The sequence below is a fragment of the Gottfriedia solisilvae genome, from assembly GCF_002128405.1.
GTDB lineage: Bacteria > Bacillota > Bacilli > Bacillales > Bacillaceae_G > Gottfriedia > Gottfriedia solisilvae.
On record NZ_NETJ01000007.1, the window covers coordinates 74,362 to 98,852 of the forward strand.

Annotated in this window: 32 protein-coding genes and 1 pseudogene; 11 read left to right on the forward strand and 22 right to left on the reverse strand. The window is 30.1% G+C overall.

Going from position 1 to position 24,491, the window contains the following annotated elements; translation table 11 throughout:
- Positions 1-228: 228 nt before the first annotated feature.
- The 16 genes from CAB05_RS19470 to CAB05_RS19545 all read right to left on the reverse strand — a co-directional run bounded on the left by CAB05_RS19470 (position 229) and on the right by CAB05_RS19545 (position 10,742).
- A complete protein-coding gene (locus CAB05_RS19470; RefSeq protein WP_088003479.1) occupies positions 229-1,053 on the reverse strand; it encodes a nucleotidyltransferase domain-containing protein in 825 nt (274 codons plus the stop codon).
- A gap of 160 nt (positions 1,054-1,213) precedes the next feature.
- A complete protein-coding gene (locus CAB05_RS19475; RefSeq protein ID WP_088003290.1) occupies positions 1,214-1,753 on the reverse strand; it encodes a hypothetical protein in 540 nt (179 codons plus the stop codon).
- Between the two features lie 285 nt (positions 1,754-2,038).
- On the reverse strand, positions 2,039-2,425 hold the full coding sequence (locus CAB05_RS19480; RefSeq protein ID WP_088003294.1) for a hypothetical protein: 387 nt from the start codon (positions 2,423-2,425) through the stop codon (positions 2,039-2,041).
- A gap of 227 nt (positions 2,426-2,652) precedes the next feature.
- Positions 2,653-2,847: a hypothetical protein gene (locus CAB05_RS19485; RefSeq protein WP_088003297.1), complete on the reverse strand. Its 195-nt coding sequence runs from the start codon at positions 2,845-2,847 to the stop codon at positions 2,653-2,655.
- Between the two features lie 213 nt (positions 2,848-3,060).
- The gene (locus CAB05_RS19490; RefSeq protein WP_088003300.1) at positions 3,061-3,537 is read right to left on the reverse strand and encodes an outer membrane protein assembly factor BamD; all 477 of its coding nucleotides are present in this window, start codon (positions 3,535-3,537) and stop codon (positions 3,061-3,063) included.
- A gap of 371 nt (positions 3,538-3,908) precedes the next feature.
- Complete coding sequence (locus tag CAB05_RS19495; protein ID WP_088003303.1) at positions 3,909-4,307, reverse strand: hypothetical protein; 399 nt, start codon at positions 4,305-4,307, stop codon at positions 3,909-3,911.
- 109 nt (positions 4,308-4,416) lie between these two features.
- A complete protein-coding gene (locus CAB05_RS19500; protein ID WP_167374481.1) occupies positions 4,417-4,935 on the reverse strand; it encodes a hypothetical protein in 519 nt (172 codons plus the stop codon).
- 60 nt (positions 4,936-4,995) lie between these two features.
- Positions 4,996-5,367, reverse strand: a complete 372-nt coding sequence (locus CAB05_RS19505; protein WP_088003305.1) for a hypothetical protein — start codon at positions 5,365-5,367, stop codon at positions 4,996-4,998.
- Positions 5,368-5,505: 138 nt separating this feature from the next.
- A complete protein-coding gene (locus CAB05_RS19510) occupies positions 5,506-6,123 on the reverse strand; it encodes a hypothetical protein (RefSeq protein WP_142283136.1) in 618 nt (205 codons plus the stop codon).
- A gap of 174 nt (positions 6,124-6,297) precedes the next feature.
- Entirely contained in the window at positions 6,298-6,639 is a 342-nt protein-coding gene (locus CAB05_RS19515; RefSeq protein WP_088003311.1) for a hypothetical protein, read from the reverse strand.
- A gap of 264 nt (positions 6,640-6,903) precedes the next feature.
- Complete coding sequence (locus CAB05_RS19520) at positions 6,904-7,380, reverse strand: hypothetical protein (protein ID WP_088003314.1); 477 nt, start codon at positions 7,378-7,380, stop codon at positions 6,904-6,906.
- Positions 7,381-7,519: 139 nt separating this feature from the next.
- Complete coding sequence (locus CAB05_RS19525) at positions 7,520-7,810, reverse strand: DUF5316 domain-containing protein (RefSeq protein ID WP_088003317.1); 291 nt, start codon at positions 7,808-7,810, stop codon at positions 7,520-7,522.
- A 149-nt stretch (positions 7,811-7,959) separates the two neighbouring features.
- Positions 7,960-8,529, reverse strand: a complete 570-nt coding sequence (locus CAB05_RS19530) for a hypothetical protein (protein WP_088003320.1) — start codon at positions 8,527-8,529, stop codon at positions 7,960-7,962.
- Positions 8,530-8,719: 190 nt separating this feature from the next.
- On the reverse strand, positions 8,720-9,475 hold the full coding sequence (locus tag CAB05_RS19535) for a GNAT family N-acetyltransferase (RefSeq protein ID WP_235821566.1): 756 nt from the start codon (positions 9,473-9,475) through the stop codon (positions 8,720-8,722).
- A 136-nt stretch (positions 9,476-9,611) separates the two neighbouring features.
- Positions 9,612-9,929, reverse strand: a complete 318-nt coding sequence (locus CAB05_RS19540; RefSeq protein WP_088003323.1) for a hypothetical protein — start codon at positions 9,927-9,929, stop codon at positions 9,612-9,614.
- 72 nt (positions 9,930-10,001) lie between these two features.
- Entirely contained in the window at positions 10,002-10,742 is a 741-nt protein-coding gene (locus tag CAB05_RS19545; RefSeq protein ID WP_088003325.1) for a class I SAM-dependent methyltransferase, read from the reverse strand.
- 218 nt (positions 10,743-10,960) lie between these two features.
- On the opposite strand from CAB05_RS19545, the gene CAB05_RS19550 reads away from it, so the two are divergent.
- Positions 10,961-11,800: a tyrosine-type recombinase/integrase gene (locus CAB05_RS19550; protein ID WP_088003328.1), complete on the forward strand. Its 840-nt coding sequence runs from the start codon at positions 10,961-10,963 to the stop codon at positions 11,798-11,800.
- A 259-nt stretch (positions 11,801-12,059) separates the two neighbouring features.
- On the opposite strand, the gene CAB05_RS22235 is transcribed toward CAB05_RS19550, so the two are convergent.
- On the reverse strand, positions 12,060-12,212 hold the full coding sequence (locus tag CAB05_RS22235; protein ID WP_158093313.1) for a hypothetical protein: 153 nt from the start codon (positions 12,210-12,212) through the stop codon (positions 12,060-12,062).
- A gap of 243 nt (positions 12,213-12,455) precedes the next feature.
- A pseudogene (locus tag CAB05_RS19555) lies at positions 12,456-12,779 on the reverse strand (DJ-1/PfpI family protein); the annotation flags it as partial.
- Positions 12,780-12,833: 54 nt separating this feature from the next.
- Between CAB05_RS19555 and CAB05_RS19560 the strand changes: the two are divergent.
- The 3 genes from CAB05_RS19560 (at position 12,834) to CAB05_RS19565 (ending at position 15,817) form a co-directional block, all read left to right on the forward strand.
- A complete protein-coding gene (locus CAB05_RS19560; RefSeq protein ID WP_088003334.1) occupies positions 12,834-13,211 on the forward strand; it encodes a winged helix-turn-helix transcriptional regulator in 378 nt (125 codons plus the stop codon).
- A gap of 292 nt (positions 13,212-13,503) precedes the next feature.
- Positions 13,504-13,680, forward strand: a complete 177-nt coding sequence (locus tag CAB05_RS22240) for a hypothetical protein (protein ID WP_158093314.1) — start codon at positions 13,504-13,506, stop codon at positions 13,678-13,680.
- 1,300 nt (positions 13,681-14,980) lie between these two features.
- Positions 14,981-15,817, forward strand: coding sequence for a hypothetical protein (locus CAB05_RS19565; RefSeq protein ID WP_088003337.1), 837 nt, complete (start codon positions 14,981-14,983; stop codon positions 15,815-15,817).
- A 31-nt stretch (positions 15,818-15,848) separates the two neighbouring features.
- Here the strand turns inward: CAB05_RS19565 and CAB05_RS19570 are convergent, their stop codons facing one another.
- Both CAB05_RS19570 and CAB05_RS19575 read right to left on the reverse strand, forming a co-directional pair.
- On the reverse strand, positions 15,849-17,225 hold the full coding sequence (locus CAB05_RS19570) for an FtsZ/tubulin family protein (protein ID WP_088003340.1): 1,377 nt from the start codon (positions 17,223-17,225) through the stop codon (positions 15,849-15,851).
- Positions 17,218-17,562 carry a hypothetical protein gene (locus tag CAB05_RS19575; protein ID WP_088003343.1) on the reverse strand — a complete coding sequence of 115 codons (345 nt, stop codon included), beginning with the start codon at positions 17,560-17,562 and terminating at the stop codon, positions 17,218-17,220. Before CAB05_RS19575 ends, CAB05_RS19570 begins: the two co-directional genes overlap by 8 nt.
- Before the next feature lie 621 nt (positions 17,563-18,183).
- On the opposite strand from CAB05_RS19575, the gene CAB05_RS19580 reads away from it, so the two are divergent.
- Complete coding sequence (locus CAB05_RS19580; RefSeq protein WP_088003346.1) at positions 18,184-18,837, forward strand: MOSC domain-containing protein; 654 nt, start codon at positions 18,184-18,186, stop codon at positions 18,835-18,837.
- A gap of 87 nt (positions 18,838-18,924) precedes the next feature.
- On the opposite strand, the gene CAB05_RS19585 is transcribed toward CAB05_RS19580, so the two are convergent.
- The gene (locus CAB05_RS19585; protein WP_088003349.1) at positions 18,925-19,344 is read right to left on the reverse strand and encodes an organic hydroperoxide resistance protein; all 420 of its coding nucleotides are present in this window, start codon (positions 19,342-19,344) and stop codon (positions 18,925-18,927) included.
- 832 nt (positions 19,345-20,176) lie between these two features.
- Between CAB05_RS19585 and CAB05_RS19590 the strand changes: the two genes are divergently transcribed.
- The 6 genes from CAB05_RS19590 to CAB05_RS19615 all read left to right on the forward strand — a co-directional run bounded on the left by CAB05_RS19590 (position 20,177) and on the right by CAB05_RS19615 (position 23,368).
- Complete coding sequence (locus tag CAB05_RS19590; RefSeq protein WP_088003352.1) at positions 20,177-20,566, forward strand: helix-turn-helix transcriptional regulator; 390 nt, start codon at positions 20,177-20,179, stop codon at positions 20,564-20,566.
- 299 nt (positions 20,567-20,865) lie between these two features.
- Positions 20,866-21,231, forward strand: a complete 366-nt coding sequence (locus tag CAB05_RS19595; protein ID WP_088003356.1) for a hypothetical protein — start codon at positions 20,866-20,868, stop codon at positions 21,229-21,231.
- Entirely contained in the window at positions 21,231-21,812 is a 582-nt protein-coding gene (locus tag CAB05_RS19600) for a hypothetical protein (protein ID WP_088003359.1), read from the forward strand. The genes CAB05_RS19595 and CAB05_RS19600 overlap by 1 nt, the downstream gene beginning before the upstream one ends.
- Complete coding sequence (locus CAB05_RS19605; RefSeq protein ID WP_088003362.1) at positions 21,809-22,651, forward strand: ParM/StbA family protein; 843 nt, start codon at positions 21,809-21,811, stop codon at positions 22,649-22,651. The genes CAB05_RS19600 and CAB05_RS19605 overlap by 4 nt, the downstream gene beginning before the upstream one ends.
- Positions 22,652-22,654: 3 nt before the next feature.
- Positions 22,655-22,936 (forward strand): hypothetical protein, encoded by a 282-nt coding sequence (locus tag CAB05_RS19610; RefSeq protein WP_088003365.1) that lies wholly within the window; start codon positions 22,655-22,657, stop codon positions 22,934-22,936.
- A gap of 120 nt (positions 22,937-23,056) precedes the next feature.
- Positions 23,057-23,368: an iron-sulfur cluster biosynthesis family protein gene (locus CAB05_RS19615; protein WP_088003368.1), complete on the forward strand. Its 312-nt coding sequence runs from the start codon at positions 23,057-23,059 to the stop codon at positions 23,366-23,368.
- 140 nt (positions 23,369-23,508) lie between these two features.
- On the opposite strand, the gene CAB05_RS19620 is transcribed toward CAB05_RS19615, so the two are convergent.
- Positions 23,509-24,366, reverse strand: coding sequence for a helix-turn-helix transcriptional regulator (locus tag CAB05_RS19620; RefSeq protein WP_088003372.1), 858 nt, complete (start codon positions 24,364-24,366; stop codon positions 23,509-23,511).
- Between the last annotated feature and the right edge of the window lie 125 nt (positions 24,367-24,491).

Consider the following 24,491-nt stretch of genomic DNA (forward strand, 5'->3'; position numbering starts at 1 on the left):
CTCCTTTAATTCAATAAGTAAAAAGTTTTTCAGTGGAACAAGTGAAATGTTTGTGAAAATAATAAACCTCAGTTTTTACCACCTATTACTCTATCGGTTTTTTGTTGTTTTTTTGAATATAACTTTTTATTTACTATAAAAGTTATATTCAAAAAAAATAGACTGCCATTGCAGCCTATTTTTTTTCAACTAACGCGCCAGTTAGTTGAATATGGAAATATTTATAAATTAAACCATATTAAGTATTGTATCTACCCATTCAGGGTCCTCTTCTAAACCTAGTTTATTACATAAACTTTTATGAACTCTTTTAAATTCTGGAAGCATTCTTTTGATTGCACTCATTATTTCAACCGGTTCCCTGTTACTAGACCATTGTTCTAGTAGTGCTAATTGCCAATCGCTTAGTTTACTTCTTTTACCTTCTAATTTAGCCCAGTCTCCGAAAGTATTAGGGTGAATTCCTGCTTCCATATACCAGGCTGTTGTCATTGATAAACGAAGGTTATCTAAACAATGGAGTGCGTAATATGTTTCTTTTCTCATTATTCTTCTATATGCTTCGTGAACGTAAGCAAAGAATTTTGCTCTCCATATTTCTACTTCTTCGATAGTTGGCTTATAAGATAAACTCATTGATTTTTCTAATACTGTTTTCATCAATCCAGTAATATCGTGCACAATTTTTATATTTTGAAGCCATACTGATGGTTGAATATGTTTTGTTTTATAGTAAAAGCTATCAACTTTTATAAATGAATCATAGTGAGCAATACTGTAAGTTGCCCATGGAAAGTCTTCAAAAAACAGAACATTTCCCCATTTTTTTGCTCTCTGTTTTTTATTTAATCTATATTCTTCAAACAATTCATCTTTAACCACTATACGAAGATCTATATCCGAATATAAATCAGTGTTTTGGTTTGCTATTGACCCTCCGTAAAAAACAGCTAATACATTATTATCATTTATCAAATCTAGTTCAAGTTCCTTTATTATGTTTTGACGATGTTTTGGAATATCTAGATCTCTTTGTTTAGTTTCTAATCCCACACACAATTAACCACTCCTTAATTTAAAAATGCCTTCAAATATTAAAATTCGTAAAAAAAGAACAATTTCCTTCTTCACCTATACTGCCAGTACCCCAATAAAAAAGAACAGCCAAAGGCTGCTCACACTATACAACTAACGCGCCAGTTAGTTGCATAAGTTAAGGAAGAACATTGCCTTTTTTATCATATAAAATTAAATCCGCAGGAAATGTATCTTTTAATTTTCGGGGTAATTTTTTATATTTAATAAAGTATTCTTCGTTTGAAACATTTACATTATATGTATATTTTTCATACATTAACTTTGTAGTAATATGATCTATATTTAACCCTTTATTAATACCGATAATAGCAATATATTTACCATTGTTTGTTTTTATATCAGAATAAGAAACTTTATTATCGTCGCCATAAGTAGTTGTTAATATCTTCATTTTATTATTTAACCCTTTTTCAAGATGAGCAAATCCCATACTACTATTATTTAATTGAAATAAGGCGATGAAAGAATTAGATTCTCCAATTTGTTCAATATCTATTATATGAGGATTCAGTTTTCGCACTTCACCTCTATTTATAAACATTTTTACATTAGTTTGAATTGAACTTTTATTATTTTCGACAGTAAATTGGCTAATGTTGTAAATCCCGTAACCTACCAAAATTATAAATATAAAAAAAATTATAGTTTTTTTCATCTATTTTGACCTCAATTTAAAGTTGGCTTAATTACAAGCCACTTTTATTTTTAAAACACTCCATTTTGTTTTATTTAAACTGCTATTCATGTTCAACTAACGCGCCAGTTAGTTGAATAAGAATAAAATTTTATTTATTTATTTATTTATTTATTTATTTATTTATTTATTTAAATCCACATCTAAATTACCAATGTTACCTATAATCGTAGGGTTAGCTTTAAATGCTCCCCTCCATGATAAAAGGTTAGTCCCTTGTCTGAATTTACAATCAACTATTTCTGATTATCCATTGAAAAAAGTATCGAAAAAATCAACATATTGATTAAAGGTTGTTTTTAATAAAGTAAACGAGGAATAGATCTCACCACAACTAAAATCTGTTTCTTTTTCAAAAATACAGTTTTCGATAATTAAATCACCTTTAAAATGCACTGAATGAAAAAATCCATTTTTAATCACACAATGCTTAAATGTTAGGCTATTTTCGAAGGTCACAAATCCTAAATCAAGATAATCAAATCGACAATTTTCAAATATAATTCTATTTAATATCCTTTCTTCATTTGAAAATCCATTTTTTCGAAAATCTATTGTTTTAAATTTTTTATCAAATATCGGAAGTTCTTTGTCAATTAATGCAAACAATATTTCCTCTGACAGAAATTCCATACAAATCACCCTTTAAATCTAATTATTTAGACCAAAGCTAACCCTTTATTAAGTTATATTTTATATCAATTATTCGGTTAGTAGAGACTATAATCCTTCTTCAATTATGCTGTCATTAAATACAACAAAAAAAGACCACCGAAGTAGTCTATCTTTGTTCGACTAAAGCGGTCGTTAGTTTAACAACCTTTAATAAATACTTTCATCTAATCTCCCTTATGAGAGTATTAGATTTTATCCGTTGTATCTTGCTTAAATAAATTTAATTGTATCAGTGTTATGGTAATTAAAATAACAGTTATTAGTGAGGCAATCCAAAAATTTAGCTTCCAATAAAAAACTCCAATACCAAGAATGTACAATGGCCAAATTTTTTTTACTCTATTATATTTTTCTTTTTTAGATAATTTATGAAAAAGCAAAGGCTCCCCCCCATAATTACTTCTAATACTATAAGTTATTCATTTTCAATTTGTGTATTACTTTTATTCTTTAAAGCCGTCTATTCGTCAGGTAGTGCAAAAAAATAGACTACCGAAGTAGTCAATTAATGTTCAACTAACGCGCCAGTTAGTTGTTCAAGGTATTGTAATAGTGTTATAACTTTCATTGTTTTAATTTTATATTTTTGGTGACTAATGAATTTCTACAACAAATGTATAGGAAATTGTTCCGTTAGTCCATTCTGCTAAGACTTCATAGATGTACTTTCCTTTACTTGATGGAACGATTATTTGATTAGCATCTTGTTTGATTTCTTTTTCTCTTCCTTTTTCATTCCATAAATAAACTTTAAAATTTGGATTTTCTTCAATCTTAATTTCAACTTTTTGATTTGGATTTACAATAATTGAGTCTATATTCTCTGCCATTTGAAACGGAGATGCGTGATCTGTAAGCACAACTTCAGTCCCCAAACCTTTTTTTCTTTCCCATTTATAATTGCCATCTTCCATTTGATGCTCAATCCCGTTAATAAGAATTAGTCCTGTCATAGATGGAGGAAATTCACTGTCTTTGTTTTTAGTTTCTTTAGCTACTTTATTTGAACAACCTGTTATTAAAAGGATAGAGAATGCTAATATCACTATAAAAAACGGTTTTAGTCTCAAAATATCCCTCCTTTTTTGATTTTACGATAGATATCTTTTATATCTAATAAAATAACATTTTGCACCAGTCATAATTAGGAGAACTTTTCTTAAATCCATAATATAATTCATAAATTATCTTCTAAAAATGATATTATTAATTAATTCTAAGGATTACTTACGTTTTCCTTCTTATTGAAGACAACTGTAATCTACTTAAATAAAAAAGAGTCGCTAATGCGACTCTCGCTATGCAACTAACGTGCTCTTTACTGCCATAAAAAAACGAGCTGCAAGCAACTCGTTTTGTTGAACTAACGCGCCAGTTAGTTCAATAAAGAATACGTTTCATTTCACTTTAAGGCTATATACTAAAAATTCCATAATTACTTTTAAACGAATCTTCCAATGCTTGAGAATTTTTGAATCCAACCATCCTCATCATCAAACGCAATTTCACTACCCATTTTTTCACTAATTTTACATAAATCATGATCAATTCCATCTATACACACCAGAAGTTTCATTTTTTCATTATTTACTTCAATCATGTCCAGAAAATTAAAAATTGTGGATGTAATTGTTTCCGATAAAAGGTCACAAACTGCTTCCTTTTGTTCTTCATTCAAAGTTGACAATGCCTTGTATTGTTCTTTCTTTATTGGATTAACAGTTGTTCCGTTCGCGATTTCCATTGAAATACTTAAATCTCTATCTCTAACATTTTCAATAACTAATTTGCCGAAAAAATCCAAAATCGCCTCTTTTTCCTCATAATTTAAATTCCCCATAATTATTCCCCCTTTAATTCTTTCCCAAATGAAACCTACTACTTAATCCTTAGTTTTATTAAGCTAACGCGCCAGTTAGTTGTAGAAGATTACGATTAGCGAGTGCGAATCAATTATAGATTCCCCACTCAAACAAAAAGTAATGGTTTTCGGATTGTCCGAATATGTAATCATAAATATACCCTTTTTTCACTTGTATTGTTTCAAAATGTTCTAATCTTTTTAAAAGTTCTCTTATAGCTGTTTTTGGGGCATTAACCGCAACTAAATCATTTTTAAACCTACGTATAAAATCATCTTTCTTTATTGTCTCTATGCAAATACTTGCACTCGGATAATATGTATTAATCCATACATTTTTAAGTGCCGTTTTCCATTCTTCATCTGAAGGCCTTGGCTCATCATTAATATCCCATTCCTCTACATCGAACAATTCCTTTTTAAATAATGCAGAAAATGCCGTTTGAACATTATCAAATTTACCTTTTTCTGTGAAAATCAAGTTTACTTGCATTGCGTTTTCTTTAAATTCATATACATCAAACAATAAATTTGTCATGCTTACATTTGCGATTTGTTCTGCAAATAAATTGAGATCATCAAACAATTCATGAATTTCTTTTTTCATAATTTCCAACCTCTTACTATTTGGTCATTTCTCGAATAAGCTAAAGTAGATTAAATTCCTTCACTCATCCATTACATCTAACTCTGGAATTTGTTTTAATATGAATTTCATATGTTCTCTAAAGCCATTATTAATAAAATCATAGTTTAAAATATCTTTACCTACCATTCTTGGACTGGATAGATAAAGGGAAAAATCTAAACAATAGTGTTCTTCTCGAAATCCATACAAAATGACTTGGAATCCCAGTATAGATTCATCTATATAAATTGCAGGTATCTCTTCACAAATGTGATCGTCTAATCCACCAAAATGAAGCCCACCAAAGATCCTATTTGATATTAATTCTCCCAATTCCAAAAGTTCTAATTCAGATTTAAAACAAACTGCAGTACCCAAAAGAATATTATTAATTTCCCTCTCTTGATCCAACATTTCCACACCTGTTTCTTCAATTTTTTTAAAATTCTTAAGTAGTATATATTCTAACTTTGAAAAGCCTACTGGGCTTCAACTCTATATCCAGAAAAAAAATTATTCAACTAACGCGCCAGTTAGTTGAATAAGCTATTATTTTAATCCTTCTTTAAAGAGAATCTCATCACCTGACATATCTACGGTAAACCATGTAGAGACATCGTTTTCGTCAATAGTATTATTCCAGGCAACTACAAAATGTATTTGAGATATTTCATTTTTATCAAGCTCATCAAGTGACACAGAAAGTCCTGTGTATCCATCTATATATTCAATAATGCCATCTGGAAATTCATGATTAAATGAACTAAATTGATTTGCCATTAAATCCTTCTTTTTTGATCGATTTATTAATGTTAATCCATCTTCAGTACCTAATGTCATTCGAATTTCTTCATATTCAAAGGTTATAGCATCAAGTCCTTCGCCACTATTAGGTCCACTAACTAAACCATTTGTATACTTTGGTGTTAATTTAGTTTCAAAAATACATTTTAAATTGTTAATTAAAGGTTTGATTCTCCAAACTCCAGCGTAAACTTTATCAACAGCCATGTGATTAGGAATATTATAGGCAGGTTCACAAATAACTAATTCAGCAATAAATTTATTATGACAATAACTAAGTAAAGTGCCACCTTTAGACAACCTTAAGCATTCTGGTTTTGTATTAGTATTAGCAAAATTGTAGTCACCGACATGTAATTCCATCAAAATATTACCAAAAGGGGTATCTATAATTGGGCTACTTTTGTGTGTCGGAAAATAGTTATGACTACTCTTAAAAAGTTTCATAGTTTGACTACCTTTCTTTCAGCTATTCTAGTGTTCAACTAACGTGCATGTTAGTTGATCAATACTTGAAGTAAATTTATGTTTATGTAATTAATCACCAACTGCTATTATTAATAAATTTTGTTCTAGGGCTTCTAAGCATAATTTTTTAAATTCCATAGTAAACTCTCTTATTCTTATTTCCATACTGTCATTTTCATTTTTGTACACATTCAAAATACCTTCACATATATTTACTAATTCTTTAATTTCTTTTTCTGAAAAAAGTTTATCAGCGTACTGGTCTAAATCAATAAGTAAACTGAATCTTTTACTATTCCTTTCCTTATTAACTAAATACCCTTGTATATTTTCATCAAATTTCACATGTTTACTTGTTATAACATCTATAGATCTTTTGCTTTTAGTAATAAAAAAATCAATACCTACCATTTTACGTTCTCCTTTGTAAGCGGTGTATGTAACAATTTAACTATAGCATAGGTGTTTCCTGTAGTAGCCATAAAAAAAGAAGTTACCTAATCACTGGTGACTTCTCTTTTTTGTGATTCTTTTGAATATTAGCAGTATCGCTTATTCAACTAACGCGCCAGTTAGTTCAATAAGAATAACAAAGTAATTATTTTTCAACTCATAATTTTCTGTACAACTACAAACTCAAACTCATCATTGTTATTTTATTAATTTGAGAAGAATCTATTTTATTGATAGCTTTTTTTCAATGTATGGATAATCAAGCAATTTTATAAGGTTTTTAGAAAGGTATTTACTCTGATATTCATTCAGTTCAGAATTAATTACCAAAATATCTTTTTCCTTTCTAATTAATTGATCCGATCCATTTTCTAATAAAAGTAAGTTTCCTTTCACAACTTTTATTAATTTTCCAATCACTTCAAACAAGTAATTTAATCCCAATTTAAATGAATTACCAAATACTAATATTCTAATCGTCTTATTTACATATAATTCATAATGACTTCCTACAAAGCTTAAGTCTGAAATATCTTCGATTTCAATATCCATAGAGAAATATTTACAAGCTATATGTATCTCATCTACATTATCTGTTACGAAAATTTCTTCGTTTAGCATAGACTTCACAATACTTTCTAACACTTCCCCTAAAGCTTTATGACTTAATTTAGATGAAAGAAATAATTCACATTCCATAATTTCCTCTCCGATTACTCTAGTAATAACTCCATCTCTTATTATGAGTAATTCTTTTGCAACTTCTAGATTCTGGACATTAAATAAGAAATCAGGTCTGAACGACCGGTTCCCAAGAGTTGTATAACTAACGCGCCAGTTAGTTGTATAGCCAGTAAAATAACAATGAAACAATTATATTTGGTAATCCAATTAAAGCTAACCGTTTAGTTGAAACTAAGCGTTCACGTCTATCTTCTTTTGATTCAGTTGAAAAATTTGCCCGCATTTGGTCACCACTCACCATAGAACCTGAGAATAGCATTGATAATCCAATAAAAACAACTCCGATCACTCCAGTAATTAGAGAAGCATTATTAATTCCTACTATGAATAAAGAGATCAGGACACCAATTATTGAAAGTATAATTCCCAAATAGAAATATTTCATAAATTTCTCCACTTCTAATTAAATTTTTACTTATTTTATTCAATTTATTATTAATAAAGTCCTTTTCTTGTTCAACTATTTTGCCAGTAGACACAATAAAAAATGGACTACCAAGTAGCCCATCGTTGCTGAACTAACGCTCTCGTTAGTTATTTAATTAGTTTTCCATTTTTATCAAAATATTTATATTCCAAACTAAATGCTTCAGATGCTTTATACATTGTAAGAATACTTGCACTTGGTGTACTCACATTAATTTCACTCTTCTCTGTGCTACCAGTAGCATTCACAACACGTACACCCAATTTAGCGACGGTATTTTCGTAATTTGTTATTACAAGTAGATTCAAAGGCAAAGGCTTTCCATCTTTATATCCCCTAAATAAAGGGAAAACTTGAAGGTTTTCTTCTGTTTTATTTTCGAGGCCAGTGTATCCATAATCAGCATCTATAAATTTATAATTTCCAACAGTGTTTTTTTCAAAGTGTATATATGCAGGAATATTATCATGCAAATACGCTACATATCGATCTTTTTTAAAATCATATATTTTTACTATTTCAATTGATTGGTTAGCATCGTTTAATGATTGAATAGTTTCTACTATATTTTTTTTATTATTTCCATTCATTAGAAAAGTAGGTTTATAGAATATGTACCAGATAATAGCTACACACAACAAAAACATACCGACGATCCTTTTTTTATGATGTATCATTGATTTACCTCCCATGATGAGCACTTCTAAGTATGTTAATTCTAGGATTTATCAAAATTACCTTCAAAATAGTTCTGATTTATTTCCATACAATTAGTAAATAACATCTTACTTATTTAATCTAATTTCAGTTTTTGCACAATTAAAAATCGACTAAAAAGTGGAGCATGATGTACAACTATCGCGCCAGTTAGAAATATTTATAATATGATTCAGTATGTGACTTAATTGAACAATTGTTTTTATAAAACACATTTTGCATTTTTATATTTGTCTCATGAGTACTTCCTTTATAAAAAGTCGCTCCCATTTGTTTTAAAATACACAATGCTTGATAGTGTAATTGAGCACTTCTACCTTTACCACGCTCATCAGGTAATAGTCCAAAAAAGAATAGCCTTCCTTCCTCTTTTGTTCCAGGCTCTAAATGAGGAATAGTGATTCCAATTGGTTTGCACCCTTCATATATGACTATACAAGATTTGTACCAGTTTGATCCCAATAGAGTTTTCACAGAATTTAGTTGTTCCTCTATCGAAAGAGATGACTTTCTATTTAGAGAACCTTCCATACATCGTTTCCAAAGCACTTTGAATTCAACTTCTGAAAGAAGTTTATCTCCAATAGAATGCCACTCATAATCAACACATGTACCACAGATATCATTTAATGATCTATACACTTCAACTTTGGATGTATATAAATCAAATCCAAGTTCAATTAACATTCTTGAACAACTTAAATATTGATTTGAAGCTTTGTTAATGAATACACCGATTCGTTTAACTTGAGTATTAATACTTTGATTAATTAAAGTTTTCAATTCATTTACCAAGTTTTCTTCATTAATTGAATCTTTCTCTTCAATATTTACATATTCAGTTGCACATTTTACTATCTTAAACGAGTGACTATTTAGTATATCTACTTTTAATAATTCATCCATATGTTCAACTCCATATAATCTCAAATTAATTCCATAGCTTTTTTCTTATTCTACTATCCCACAAATTGGCATTTAAAAAAGGCTGAAATACAGCCTTTTTTGATGTTCACATAATTTGAATTAAAATATTATTTAATTAGTCACTTAGGAGTACTACTAGAATAATAGCTATATTTACAAAGATTAAAATAAGATGAAATAATATTCCTACTTCTAATAATCTTAATTTTCCTTTTCTCTTAAATGTCATTAATAGTAAATACGTTATTATTGCTAGAAATATAGCAATAAATGGTCCAAATACAATGGCAGTCATTGATGCTGGACCGCCGGCTAACTGTTCGTTTACATCATATAAAATGGCAATTAAAATAATCATAAAATAATAATTAATAAAGGATATAATGGAGTAAAAACTAATTTGCAATTCAGTATATACTTCTTTTTCTTTCAATCTAATCATCCTATCTCAGGAGATATTACTTTTTGCAATAAACAAACTAAGTTAGTATTTCGTGCTGTTTAATTAGATGCTGCACTCATAAACGTTAAAGGAAGTTCCTGTTCCATATCCATTTGCGACCTCATGGATAACAATCTTTTGAAGTCCATTAATTTTTAATGTACTTTCAAATTCACCTTTTTCATACAGACGCATTGGAAAATCCATTATTTCAGTCTTAATAACTAAATCTTTTTGTATCAGTTCATATTTCAGCTTCGTATGTAACATTTTTTTTACTGGATCATACTGGACTTTTTTATATTCAACGATTGTTTCTTCATGAAACTTTACACAATTCGTTTGAATCCAATTAAGAATTTCTTCAGGTTCACTCTTCTTGGTTATTATTGTTAAAAGTAATTTTCCATCATTCTTTAACATCGACTTCATATTATCTAAACTCTGATCTACCAAGATATCTGGCAGTAGAGAAAATGAGCCGAATGGAATCATGATTAAGTCATATTTTCTATTGCTTTTGTATTCCTCTATTTTTTTATTAGAAATAACGGGGATAAGATCTAATTCCCTACATTTTTCCTTACATAATTTCAGCATATCCTCTGAGATATCAAATCCTTCAATATCTATCCCCTCTTGCATAAATGGAATCAACATTCGTCCATTTCCACACATTGGTTCTAACACTTTCATGTTTTTGTCTTTTACAAAAGAAAGGAAAAAATCGAGTTCCTTCCCCTCAGCAATTGACTTATTACTTTCATATACTCTTGTACATAGTTCCCCGTAGTATTCAACCATTCTTTTATCACCTTTTGCCCTTACTTATAAACTAATAATTCTTAATTATCTTACCATTCAATGAAATATTTTCCAATTCATCTTTTTAATTCCTCTTATTCAATTAAGCCCCCATATACTTAAATAAAAAAAGTAACCTTTGGCTGTTGATACATGCTTTTAATCAAGATTTTCGTCAATAATATTAGTAAGAATGAATTATTGGAGGGAATTTCCAAATGCTATTATCCACTACTTGGCAAAGTTACTATAATGATAAATTAATTGAAGGATATTCATTAATTACACTACAAGCATATCAGCTACAGTCGAATCTATTAATTAAACATTTTGGTGATATCACAATTGACCAAATTACTACTGATGGATTGAAACAGTATCTAGCAAAGGTCGGTGCAACCTTAAAGCCTGCAAGTCTGGCACATCGCGTGCGCTTTATTAAATCTTTTTTCCGTTGGGCGCATGAAGAAGGTAAAATCCAAAGAAATCCTACTTCAAAACTAAAAGAACCGAAATCAGGAACTCGTATCCCTAAATTTTTAACTGAAAAAGAAATTGAACATCTTCGTGAAGCATGTCAAACTGCAAAAGAACATGCATTAATTGAATTTATGTATTCATCGGGATGTAGGATTGGTGAAATTGTATTAATTAATAGAAGAGATATAAATTGGTCTAACAACTCGGTTGTTGTACGAGGAAAAGGTGATAAGGAAAGAGAAGTTTACTTCAATATTCGATCTGAAATTTGGTTAAATAGATATTTAAATGAGCGAAAAGACAAAGATGCCGCATTATTTGTAACAGATAGAGCCCCACATAGATTAAGTATCGCCCAAACACGATATATCATAAAAAATGTTTCATTACGTTCAGAATTCAATAAGGAAATTTCACCACATCAACTTAGACATAGTTATGCAACTCATTTAATGGATAATGGTGCTCCTCTTGAAGTAATCCAAAGTTTATTAGGTCATGAAAAAAGTGAAACAACACGTATTTATGCTGAACTAAGTGGAAAACAACGTCATGAGCATTATAGTAAATTCTTTTAAAATAGGACCTAAAATTCTTTTATAAATTACTCCCCTTCTTTATAATCGCAAAAAACGTGGATGAATTTAGGATTTGCAATATTAAACTATACACTTATTTGTGAATCTTTTCACTTAAACTATACTGCCATTTAGTTTAATAGGAAACCTCGTTTTCTATGCTAAATTAATTCTTTTGTAATGTTGCGTAAAAAATTCAATTGATTCATTTTAATAAAAGCAACCTTATTCGTAAACCAAATAATAAAGCTGTAAGAGTCTACATTCTCTCTGGGAATCCTGAAAGATAGTTATACCCTACCCAAATTTCTCGTGATGGCTTGTTATTTATCATTTTAGTATATTGAAATCCCCCTAAAAATAATGCAAGAACTGAAATAACAATTAATAATAAATAATATGGTTTTTTCAAACTAATTACCCCCGAGTCCAAATAAATCTAAATGCATACCATGTTTTTCAATTGATTATTAAAAGTTCCCCTTATCTGTTTTTCTCAATATAATCCGAATCTTATAGTATTTGATATTTTGAGATATGCCGAGATGCATTTTTTTTTATACGTTTAATACTTACTAGTGCTTGTTGAACACATTTCCAAAAAAACAAAAAAAATAAGCCAAGATTCATCGCTTGGCTTATTTTTTTGTTTAAGTTAACTTAAAGCTCTTACTAAACTTTTACCAAAAGCTCTTGCACCTTCTGGTCCATTACTTGTAATTATATCTTTATGCTCAACCACGTCGGTTACTACATATTCAACATTATTTGCTTTTAATTGGTCTATCATAGTATCTACTGGATAGCAGGTTGCTTTTCTACCTTCAAGTAAACCAGTTTCTACTACAGAAACTGATCCTGCGCAGATTCCAGTAACTAAAACTTTATTTTTATAAGCATCTTTTAGAAAAGTTTGTAACGATTCGTTTCCCCAAAGGTGATCAATCGTTCCTGATCCACCTATTACTGCAATTACGTCATTTGTGCGGTAGTTACCATTTGGTTACTTTTATAAATAAAAGGAGAAAAAACAATGCCCGATTCACTAAGAGAAGAAATTAAAAATAAAATACAGAATGGTGATTATCATTGCGAAAAAGAACTAACTTTATCGATAATAAGTGGAAAATGGAAAGTTGTCATATTGTGGCATTTAGGAGTTGAAGGTCCTCATCGCTTTAGTGATTTACAAAGGCTTTTTCCAAAAATTTCTCATAAAATATTAACCAGCCAATTACGCGAGTTAATTGAAGATGGGATTGTAAATAGAAAGGTTTACCCAGAAGTACCACCAAAAGTGGAATACTCAATGACGGAACTTGGAATGACTCTATTACCAATTGTTCAGATGATGTATGAATGGGGTAAAAAAAGAATTGAAGATTTAAAATTTGTAGATTCTGACAGCTAAATTCAGGATTTGGTTTATTTGAGTTGAAGAATGAATAGATGAACGATATTGAAAAAGTAGAGCTAATTAGCTCTACTTTTTGTATCATTAATGCATAATGGTTCTATGTTTAACTAAGATTTAATTTTTGATATATATGAATATTAGCCTATTCTTATTTTTACAGCACTTAGGAATAGGTTAATAATGATTATATTCTAAACTCAAAATACTCCGATAATATATTAAATACTTTTATTCTTCATTAAACATTGGAATAATGCATGTTTAATATTTATAAGGAGGAACCGTGATGATCTCTATTGATTATCAAGATTTACTAAATGAAATGAATTATGAATTTCTTATGAAAGAAAAAGATTCAATCCTAGATCAGTTAGCAATGACAAGCACGATGGATCCAGAATTTTATACTTTAATAAAAAAATTAGAATTAATTTTCATGATTAAAGTAAGCCGAAAAATATAATTGCATTGACTTGATTACTAAATAACAAAAGAGCCTTACCATTTGTATTTATACAATTTGATAAGACTCTTTTTATTTTTTTAAGATGGTTATTAATGTTATATAAATAATTTGCTTATCTTAAAGATTAATTTCTTTCAGCTTATTCTTCACTGACCTAGATAAATTTTTATTTTAATCTATTTACTATATATGTAACCCATATTTGTCCCCTGTTGTGCTTAACATTGTCTTTCGAAACATATATGCAGCACAATTGTGTATCCTCTCTCCCCTTATGTTAAGAGAATTACTTTTTAACTCTATATTGAAGGTTACAGTTTTGGCATTTAATAGATAATTTAAGAACAAGATTAATCAAAGGAAAGCAACACAAGTAAGTTGTAGTGCTCTACACATAGAGTTTTGCGCACATGTGAAGCCGAAAGTGTATAGTTGGTGCTAATTAAATAAATGTTGAGTGATTTAAGTAGAGCACATGTGAAGCATATATCTTATTTAAACTTATATATAAATGCATTTTGTATATTACAAATTAATTTTAACCTAATAGATCAGTATTAATAATTAATCCCTTTTCCTATGTTCCTCTGTTGTGCTTTCCTATGAATTTTAGAGGATCATTTACAGCACAAAAGCTCATCTCATTAAATTAATATTTTTTCTACAAGTTGCAATTGAAGTAATAATCCGAATTGTAATGAAGCTAGCAAATGTTCACTAATTAACAGTAGTGCTTTACAAATAGTTTTGTGATCACAAGTGCAGCCGGTTATTAATTATCCAGACTGACATCAAATGTATTTATTCTTTTTAATAAAACATGTAAAGCACTACTTGTTGATTCGCAATCCCTTGTAAGACACAAAGAAATTTATATACATAAATGTAAAGCTTAACAAGTGCTACACTGGTTAATCCTTGCGCACAAGTGCGGCCGAAGACTTTCTGAATACTATATTTAATCAATAATATCAATAGTTCTATTATCACACATGTAAAGCACTATTGCTCAACACATGAACACTTGTAAATCACTTGTTTTTATCGAATTGTGCTTTGATAGTGCTTAATAGTTACTACACTAGTGGTGTTGCGGATACATGTGCAACACATGTTGAAAATATATTCTTTGTGTAGCCTAATATGTATTTAATTTTATTAATTATTCTAGTAGTTAGATAAGATAACTAGTATAATAGAATTATACAAGAAATCAGTCATATCAAGTGTTCTGGCTGCATATGTGCAGTGTGATGAATATGTGAGGCACAACAATGTACAGAGAGGAGAGAATAAAATGGAAAAAGTTGATGAGAGACAAGAAGAAAACATAATTGAACAGACATTTTGGAGATTAACGGAGTTTTCTGAAAAGGTCGGTGGGAAGCACAGGAATACAATTGATACTTGGTTTAATCAATTAGAATCAAGAGGGATCCACTATGTGAATAGAACACAAAGTGGTGAAAGAGTATTTGATGATTTAGATTTAAAAATCGCTAAATTTATCGCGCAAAAGCGAGATGAAAAATGGAGCTTGGAAGGGATTTATGATAATCTTCCAACTCAATATCCACTAAGAGAATTTCCTGCAGATGATAGTAATACAAAAAGCGAAATGATAGACACTGTAGCAGTATACAAAAAGATCAATGCAGAAGTAAGTAAACAATTAGAAGAGATGTTAGAACCATATAAAAAACAAATAGAGCTTCTAGTTAAAGATAATGCTTCATTAAGAAACTTAGTCATAGATCAAACTGAAAAAATAGATACATTACAAAAAGGTTTATTAGCATTACCTAATCCTGTTGAGCAAGATAATAGTGCTATTAATGAAGATCTTGAGAAATTATCATTAACAATAAAACATTTAGAAGAAGAACTAACTGAAAGCAAACTTAACGGAAAAAGACAGCGAATGTTAGAACAAAGAGTTAAAAGAGAACTAAGGTTGGAAGCACTATCTAAGTGGAATGAGAAACCAGAATCCGAAAGATTTGATACAGTTGGTTTTATTAGCAAAAAGAAGATAGAAAAAGCTGATGCTAAACGAGTTTTTATTGAAGAATATGAACTAGAAAACTTTGAGAACAGGCTAAGAAAGATTGAAGATGAAGAGAGAATAAAGTAAAAAGGTAAGCATAATTGCTTACCTTTTTTTATTAAAAGTCTAATTCATCAAAATTTACAGAAGGAGCTTTTGGTTTTTTTTCATTTTCATTCTCGCCGAAAATGTCATCAAAGTTTAGATTGTTTAAATCAACAGTTTGTTTAGGAGTAGTATCGACTTTAAAGAAATCGTCAAATTCACTCAATTCTGCTGAAGATGCAGCTTGTTTTCTTGCTTCTTCTTGTTGCTTTTCTAACTCTCTCCATTGATCCAATTCTTCCCTTAATTGTTGAATTCTTAACGGAGGGTGTGGTAAAACGGCCATTCCATAGATCGTTAAGTTCTTAATATTACTAATTTCAGAAACTGCATTATGAATCTTAGTATTTAGTAATTCAGAAGCTTTTTCGAATACTTCATCTGCAATCTTTGGAGAAAGCTTTTTCTCTTTAGGGTAAATGATAGAAGTACCACCGATGATAGCATTACTTAATTTGTTTGTATCGTATGAAGCAAGTATTTCGTTTTGTTCAAACAATTGTTTTACGATGTATGAATAGTTTACATCATTAGAATTTTCAGCTTGTTCATTGAATCTAGTAACATTCAAGTATCCTGGTGTAGATAGGATGTCCAATAATTCGGCTTTATCAATTACACTTCGTCCTGGTAATAAAGGCACTGTGAAGATATCTAACAATGAACTTGCCACAAATATGTTTGAATACGTTCTAGCATCTATAAGAGTGCGACTATTTTTATCATAGATAGTTTCATAGTATCTATTAATTTTTTCGTTATCAATCACCAGAACTGAACCGATTTTACTTTCAGCTATTGCGCTTTGAATCATCGCCATTCCAGCGAGTGCGTTTTGTCTGAAGGCAGAACCTTTTTCGCTAGTAGAAGGTAAAGAACAGATGATACCTAAAGGCACTTTATTATTAAGTAAAGGTTTTACTTTCTTTAGAACTAGTGAGAAAGTGTCGATTGCAACTTTCAAAGCGCCATTTCCAGTGCCACCACCTAAGGAAACCGTTAACCAAACAAAGTCAGATTCTAATATTTCTTTATTTAGTGCAACTTCCTGATAAGCTTTTTTATTGCTTACGGCGATTTCGTAACCTAATTTTGCATCTTTAGCCGTGCCTTCTATGTTTATATGTACGTTATTAGGCGTGAAAATACGCTTTTCATCCGGAATTAACCCTTTATGTTCATCAAGATCTGATTTAGACGAATTGAAAAGGAACGTTGGGAAATCAAAGCGAGAAAGCTCAGCTGCGATACGTCCGCCACCTTGTCCAAGACCAATAATTGCATGCTTAGGTAATCGATCAATTTCAGATTCAACCTCAGTAGATAATACATGAGAAGATAGATATTTTTTTAAAGCACCTAGCTTTTTTTCATCGAACATTTTACTCATTTGTATATCCCTCCATTTTTTTCTCGTTAGATAGTAATTGAGCTAACTGAATTCCTCTGACAGTTAAAAAGTATGGTGTCCTTGCACCATCTTCATTTTTTTCTATGAAGCCAATTGCTTCTAAAGTCAAAAAAGCAGCATCATAACTTTTACGACGTGATAAATAATTTGGTAGTCGGGTCTTTATTAGACCTAAGTCATTTTTATTTTCATGAAATACTTGTCTAAATATATTAATCGAAAAATCATCCAGACGATCTCTAAAGAATCTCAAAGTTGTTTCATCAAAGGTTAGTGGATTGCTATTATGATTAGCAAATTCATCGATTGTTTTCAATATACCACCTCCAAAATAAGGTTGTTAATAGATTTTAAGATTCCTATTTTATATGGTACATTAGTGTGTACCATAATGGTATTATATTCCTTAATTTAGAAAAAAACAACATTTATTTTTATGTTTAAATACGTTGATAAATAGGGTTTTATATTGTGGTACACATATATGGTACATAAATGTGGTACACATGTATGGAACGTATTTCCTGTGACATTTAGGTTGACTTCAAATGTGTTAGTACAAAATACCAATATATAATATTGTATAATTTCACGTACCGTATAAATGTAAAAAATATAAAAGTTGTCTTCTAAGCTATTTAATGACTTGAAGAAACTTTTCAATTGAGTCTAATTCAAATAAACAAATTAATTTCGCGATTAGAAAAAACAATAGCCAAATATTTCCTTTCTTTTTATTGATATGATAAGTTTAACTTAATAAATTTTGATATTAAATTTATAACTACATATTGGTAATGTATTAGTATTATTTTGAATAATCGTTGCTTATTATTAGAATTGGATACACTAAACCGGTATAAATAATTAACTTTTATGCTATTAATAGAAACAAAATTCCCAAGTTTATTAACCCATAAAAGGAGAGTGTGAAGAGATGGTACAAAAACAAATTGAATTAATTAACTTTGCAGTTGGATTACCTAGCAAGATGCATTTTGGCGAAGATAAGGAAATGGTTACAGCTATTTGTAAAGAAAAGGTTGAAGAATGTTATTTATCAAAGGAAGGTTTTAGAGGTGATGGAGTAGCAAATTTAAAGTATCATGGGGGTCCAGATCGAGCTGTTTGTGTATATCCCTATGAACACTATTCACTCTGGGAAAAAGAGTTTCAAGTTTCATTACCACCAGCTGCTTTTGGTGAAAACATCACTGTTACGAATATGTTAGAGCAAGACGTTTGCATTGGAGATGTTTATCAAATAGGTGATGCTATTGTTCAAGTAACGCAGGGAAGAATACCTTGTAGTACAATTACGAATAGAACGAATGTAGAACTAAAAAGAATCGTGGAAACTGGATTTACTGGTTATTTTTGTCGCGTAATAAAAGAAGGTATCATCAGAAAAGATTCAAAAGTTGAATTGCTTGAACAGCAAAAAAACAGGGTATCGATCCTTTATACGAATGAGGTTTATTTTCATAATCCTATGGACGTAGAAGGAATCAAAAAAATATTAGAGGTACCAGAGTTGGCAGAAGATTGGCGAAGCAGATTAACAGCACGATTAGAGAAAAATGCAATGTAGTCTTTGAAAAATTATATATGGATCTAAATAAAAGGCAGATACTTTAAGTATCTGCCTTTTAAAAACTATATAAATGAAAAATACGATTTATCCTATTACTCGTAATTGAACATCAATATTGCCTTGTGTAGCTTTTGAATATGGACAAACTCCATGTGCAGCCTTAACTAATTCAACTGCTAAATCAGTTGGAACACCTTCAGCTTTAACATTAAGTTGAACTGCTAATTTAAATCCGCCATCTACTGGATCTTTACCAATCGTAACGTTAGCAGTTACAGAAGTTGATTGTAATTTAACTTTCTTTTCACGTGCGACTAAGTTTAGTGCACTTTCAAAACATGCTGAATATCCAGCTGCAAATAATTGTTCAGGATTTGTAGCTCCTCCTGGTCCACCTAATTCAACTGGCATTTTTAGTGCTAAATCAATAAATTCATCTGATGATACGACTCTTCCTTCACGTCCACCTGTAGCAGTTGCTGTTGCAGTATATAAATGTTCCATAATAAAACACTCCCTTTGATTTAATAATTTTTTAATAGTGATTACGTTTGATATAAAAATTTAAATTGTGCACAATTCAATATGACACAATCATAATTCAGGTTGAAATTTTTTTCAAGTATTTTGACTCATTGTTTTGATAAGTAAAGGATATAGTTTAATCAAAAGTATTAATAGTTGATAATAAGTAATGTAAATAAAGAATATAGGAGTACGAAGAATCATGATCTGTCAGGAGGAAATACTAAAAAGAACCTTCACAGAGGAAGGTTCTTTTTAGTTAGTATTAGATTGGTAGAATGATATCTTATAAATATTTTTTCTTTGCTATTTTAATTTTTACACCACATGAACAAATAATGGTATGCTTCAGAATTTTTAACTCTTTGTTACAAACAGAGCATTCAGTACTTTTTGTCATATGCCTTCACCTCTTTTTTACTAATTTTCTTTCAATATAGTTCTGCTGGATCTTATCTATTTCTATTTGATAAATATATATGATTTAAACTGCAAATTAATGATAATTAATATTAATTAATAATTATTGTAATCTATTAATTGTAAAATATCTAATGGAAAATATTGAATAGAAAATTAATCTAAAAAAATCAAAAAGCTAGTATTCCTTTAAAGGACATACTAGCTTTTTAGTTAAATGACTAGGCATTTTATCGTATTCAGATTATAATTTTACTTAATAATTATAGATCTTTACCTCTTTCAATATCTTGTTCAATTTTTTTATCAAAAGAATCTTCTTTCATCTTTAGATTCACCTCAACGTGATTGTTTTGCTACTATTTTCGCCAAACTAAGGGTGGTGTATACAATGAAAGTAGAAATTGAGTTAAAAGAAGAAACAATTAGACGTATTCAAGATTATGTGGATTATTACAATACAAAAAAGAGGTTGAATAATAAACCCGCAAATACAACTGTTGAGGATATTATTAAGGCATCAATCGCAATATATTTGGACTGGAGAATTAATGAACCACCTCAAGTTATTAAACAAGGGAACTTTAAGGTAAATTCCAAGATTAGGGAAGTCTTTGAACAAAGAGATAAAACTCAATCTGAATCTGCTCAATTATGTAATATTTCTAAATCAACTATGAACTCGATTTGGAATGGAAATTTACCCAATTTAGAAAATTTCATTAAAATTTGGCTGGCATTAGGGAAGCCAGATATAGAGCAATTAATTAAATATGAATAACTATAGTATGAAGAATAGATCATTCATTTCAAGATGAATGAGACTATTCTTTTTTATTTTTAGTACAGTTCGGTTTTCCGAACTTTTTTTTTTCGGTTTTTGGTACTAACTAAAAAAATAAGGACATAGAATTCTATCAAGTAGAAAGTAATCACCAGTGAGTAGTAGTTACTAATTAGTATTCACTACTAATCAGTAGTGAGTAACTGAACAAGGAAAAAATAGATGGTTACGACCTACTGACCAACTGACCGTAGCGTTAGTGCGATTTTTCATCCAGAAAGGAGAGTGGGGGAAGAGTGGCTATAAATTCAATTTTACAATCAAAGAAACAAACTGATGGAAAGAAACGTAAAACTAGAAAAGATAAAAAATGGAATATCAAAGTATACGTTACAGAAGAACAAGATTACTATTTGCGTCTGAAATCTAGTATGCAGAGAGTATCTCTTACTGAATATTCAACGGTGGGTTTTTGCAGGTTATTCGAGAGAACATATGAATTTCCACCTAAAGAATATCTAATTACTCCTTATATGGTGCATTTGAATTTAGAGGAAAGATATTACGAAGAAGTTACATCAAATGCAGTTAAATGGCGCTGTAGTATTCGTGAGGCAGCTTATCGCATGTTTCAATTTGGGTTAATTTTGGGGGTTTTATAATGAAAACATATAGCCAAGCAGACGTAATGCAGTTAGGAACAGTTGATATATCCAATCGATGGGCTAAAGCCTTTCTAAAAATAGTAAATTCGTATCCATATGTAGCATTGAAAGTGAGAATTCCTTATGGTGTAGTGCGCAGAACTAAAATTATATGTAGCGATATTTTGAGAATCAGTGATTGGAAAGTAGATATTGATGAAATTGTAAAGCTCTTACTAGAAGAATTTGTGAACTATGTAAGTAAAACGAATGATCCTAGAGATGCTTACAGCAGACTTAAAAGTATTACTTCTAATATTCAAATTTATATCGACAATAAAATGACCGAACATAAACAGTTACCAGGTTATTATAATGAAGATTTTAAAGTGGTAACCATTTCATTAGAGCGTGATGTTGTTTTACGCGTTGAATACTTATTAGCTGATATGGAATGTATCTATCCAAACCATCCGTATACAGTAGAAATTGTACTAACTCATTTACTTTGTGATTTTGTGAAACAAGTCCAGACACAAGGAAAAAATGTTTTGCGTGAATTAATAAGTTTACTAAACGAGGAGGCTGATGATGAATGATTATGGCCGTTGATGCTGGTAACTTCGAAACAAAAGTTTGCACGCCAAGAGGTTTAGATAAATTTTGTAGTGCGATTGGAGATTTTCGAGTAAGAGTAAAAGAAGAAAAGCATGGAAATGATGATATGGTTTGGGAATACGATCTTTTGAAAGGATTTGCCGGTACATTAGCAAAAGTTGAATCAGAGTTTGGAGGAACGATGTACGGAAACACCAAAAATCATCTTGATGCAACGTTAAGAGTATTACTAGCCATTCATAGAAACTGTTATGAGTCAGATATTCATCTTGCAATTGGGAATCCATATCAATCTCTTACAAAAGACGAAACTGATGAAATGAAAGTAGCTTTAGAAAGAGAACACACCCTTACAATTAATGGAATCGTAAAAACTTTTACAATTCGAAAAGTCATCGTTATGGCAGAAGGTGCTGCAGCTTATTGGTCAAATCCCGTAGAAGGTCTTGCACGTATTATTGATATTGGTAGTGGCACCGTTAATCTTGTAACAATTTTAAATAGAAAGATAGTAGATAAAGAAAGTTTCACTGCACCATACGGTATGTTGACGAGTAAAGATGGTGAAGCCGACCCAGCTTCTATCGCTAGAGCAATAATAAATGATACGTCTAAAAAATGGAAAAGAGCAGACCGTGTATTTGTAGTTGGTGGAGCATCAGAACGTTTATTTCCATTTATAAACACTTATTATTCTAATTCAACTGTTTTGAAACCAAGAATATATCGAGAGAAAGGTATAGAAATAGCAAATGAAGTCTTCGCAAATGTCGTTGGCATGTATGAAATGGCTCAAAAATTATTCTTAAAGGTGGTGTAAGAATTGGCTAAGGAAATTAAACGGATTCAAGTAATATTCAACTTAGTAGATCCTCATCAAAAGGAAATCTACGATTATATCATGAAGTCCACAAATTACAGTGGAACGGCTAAAAGTTTAATTGATGTAGGCTATATTATGAAGAATGAAAAAAACTTGAAAGTATCTATTAAATCAGAAAATCAAGAAGTGGAACTACCTAATTTTCAACATTATGAATCAGAAAAAGTAGATAAAAAATTTTCGACTGAGGATACTTTTGATTTCTCTGGGTATGCTATGTGAGTTTAGAGAACTGTGGAGAAATCCAAATCAAAAATTTGGATAATACAATTTAAATTGATTATATTAGAGTGGTAAATGATAAATATTGATCAATAAAAAACTGATTGGAGTAATACTAAAATGGATTTTACAATTACAGAAGCAGCAAAAGTAGAACTAAACAAAATAGGGGAACACAAAATCATTCAATTGTCATTTGACCGTGGTAGCTGTGATATCGTTAATAATATATATGAAATGAAAGTGGTCGATAAAAGACCAACTAACGAATACGAAAAAGTGCTAGCATATGAAAATATTGAGTTTATCGTGAACAATGATTTTGATGATGTGTATGATAATCAGTTAGTAGTAGATTATGCAAATGGGTCATTTATCTTTAAAAATAGAAACCAAATATTTAATAATAAGATTGGACTTAGATACGTTTAATTAAAAGTAATTCCGTATCAACTTAAAATAATAAAAAAACTGACTTCATATATAATTTTGAGTCAGTTTTTTTGTAAATACAAATATGATTTTAGTCATTTCCAACACACACAATAGTTACTATTTCCGACTTTAGTTTTCTATTTTAATACGATAAGATCATAAAACATTTGTTTGATTTTATCTTTCGTATCATTACTTTCTTTAGGGATACTGATGATGATTTGTAAATTAGGATCTTCTGAAGAATAAAATGATATATTTTCAAATACTAACTCACCTACAACAGGATGATAGATCACTTTTTCTTTGTCTGGTGTATCTTGAACATCATGAATTTCCCACCAATTTTTAAAGATTTTGCTCGCTTTTTTCAATTTTTGGATTTGTTCCTCCCACCAGGCATGTCCAACATATCTTCCATACTCTGCCCGGAATTGTGCCAACCTCATTCTGGCATGGTCTTCCCATTGTGATCCTAATAAGTGTTTGAAAGAATCAGATGTAAATGCACGCCAAACAGAATTTCGCTCTTGTTCTGACATTATTTCATAGTCACCAAAAACTAGATTACAAGCTTGATTCCAGGCTATTATATTAAAACGCGCATCCATGACACAACCTGGTGTTGTATCAAGTGAATCTAAAAAATTCTGTAATGATGAACTTATTTTTGGTTCTTGATATTCACATGTCTCTGGCGGTTCTTGAGCGTGTGCAAGAAGAAATAAATGCCTTCTTTCATTCGAGTTTAAAAGTAGTACCTTTGACAAACTTTCTAAAACTTGAGTAGATACTTGGATATCTTTTCCTTGCTCTAGACGTGTATACCAATCTACACTAACACCCGCAAATGTTGCTACTTCGCTTCTTCTTAATCCAGGAGTTCTTCTTCGACCTCCTGATTGAATGCCGTATTCCTCAGGCAAAATCCTTGAACGACGATTTAGTAAAAATTGAGCTAACTCTCTTAGACGTTCCTTCCTAGATGATTTCATTTTATTTATATCTCCATTCAAGTATTAAGTTTAGGATGATTAGTTATCATATTATAAACCAGTTAATATCACTTATCTAATCTTTAATCTTAAAAAACTTATTTAAATAAATTACTTGTTAAGTA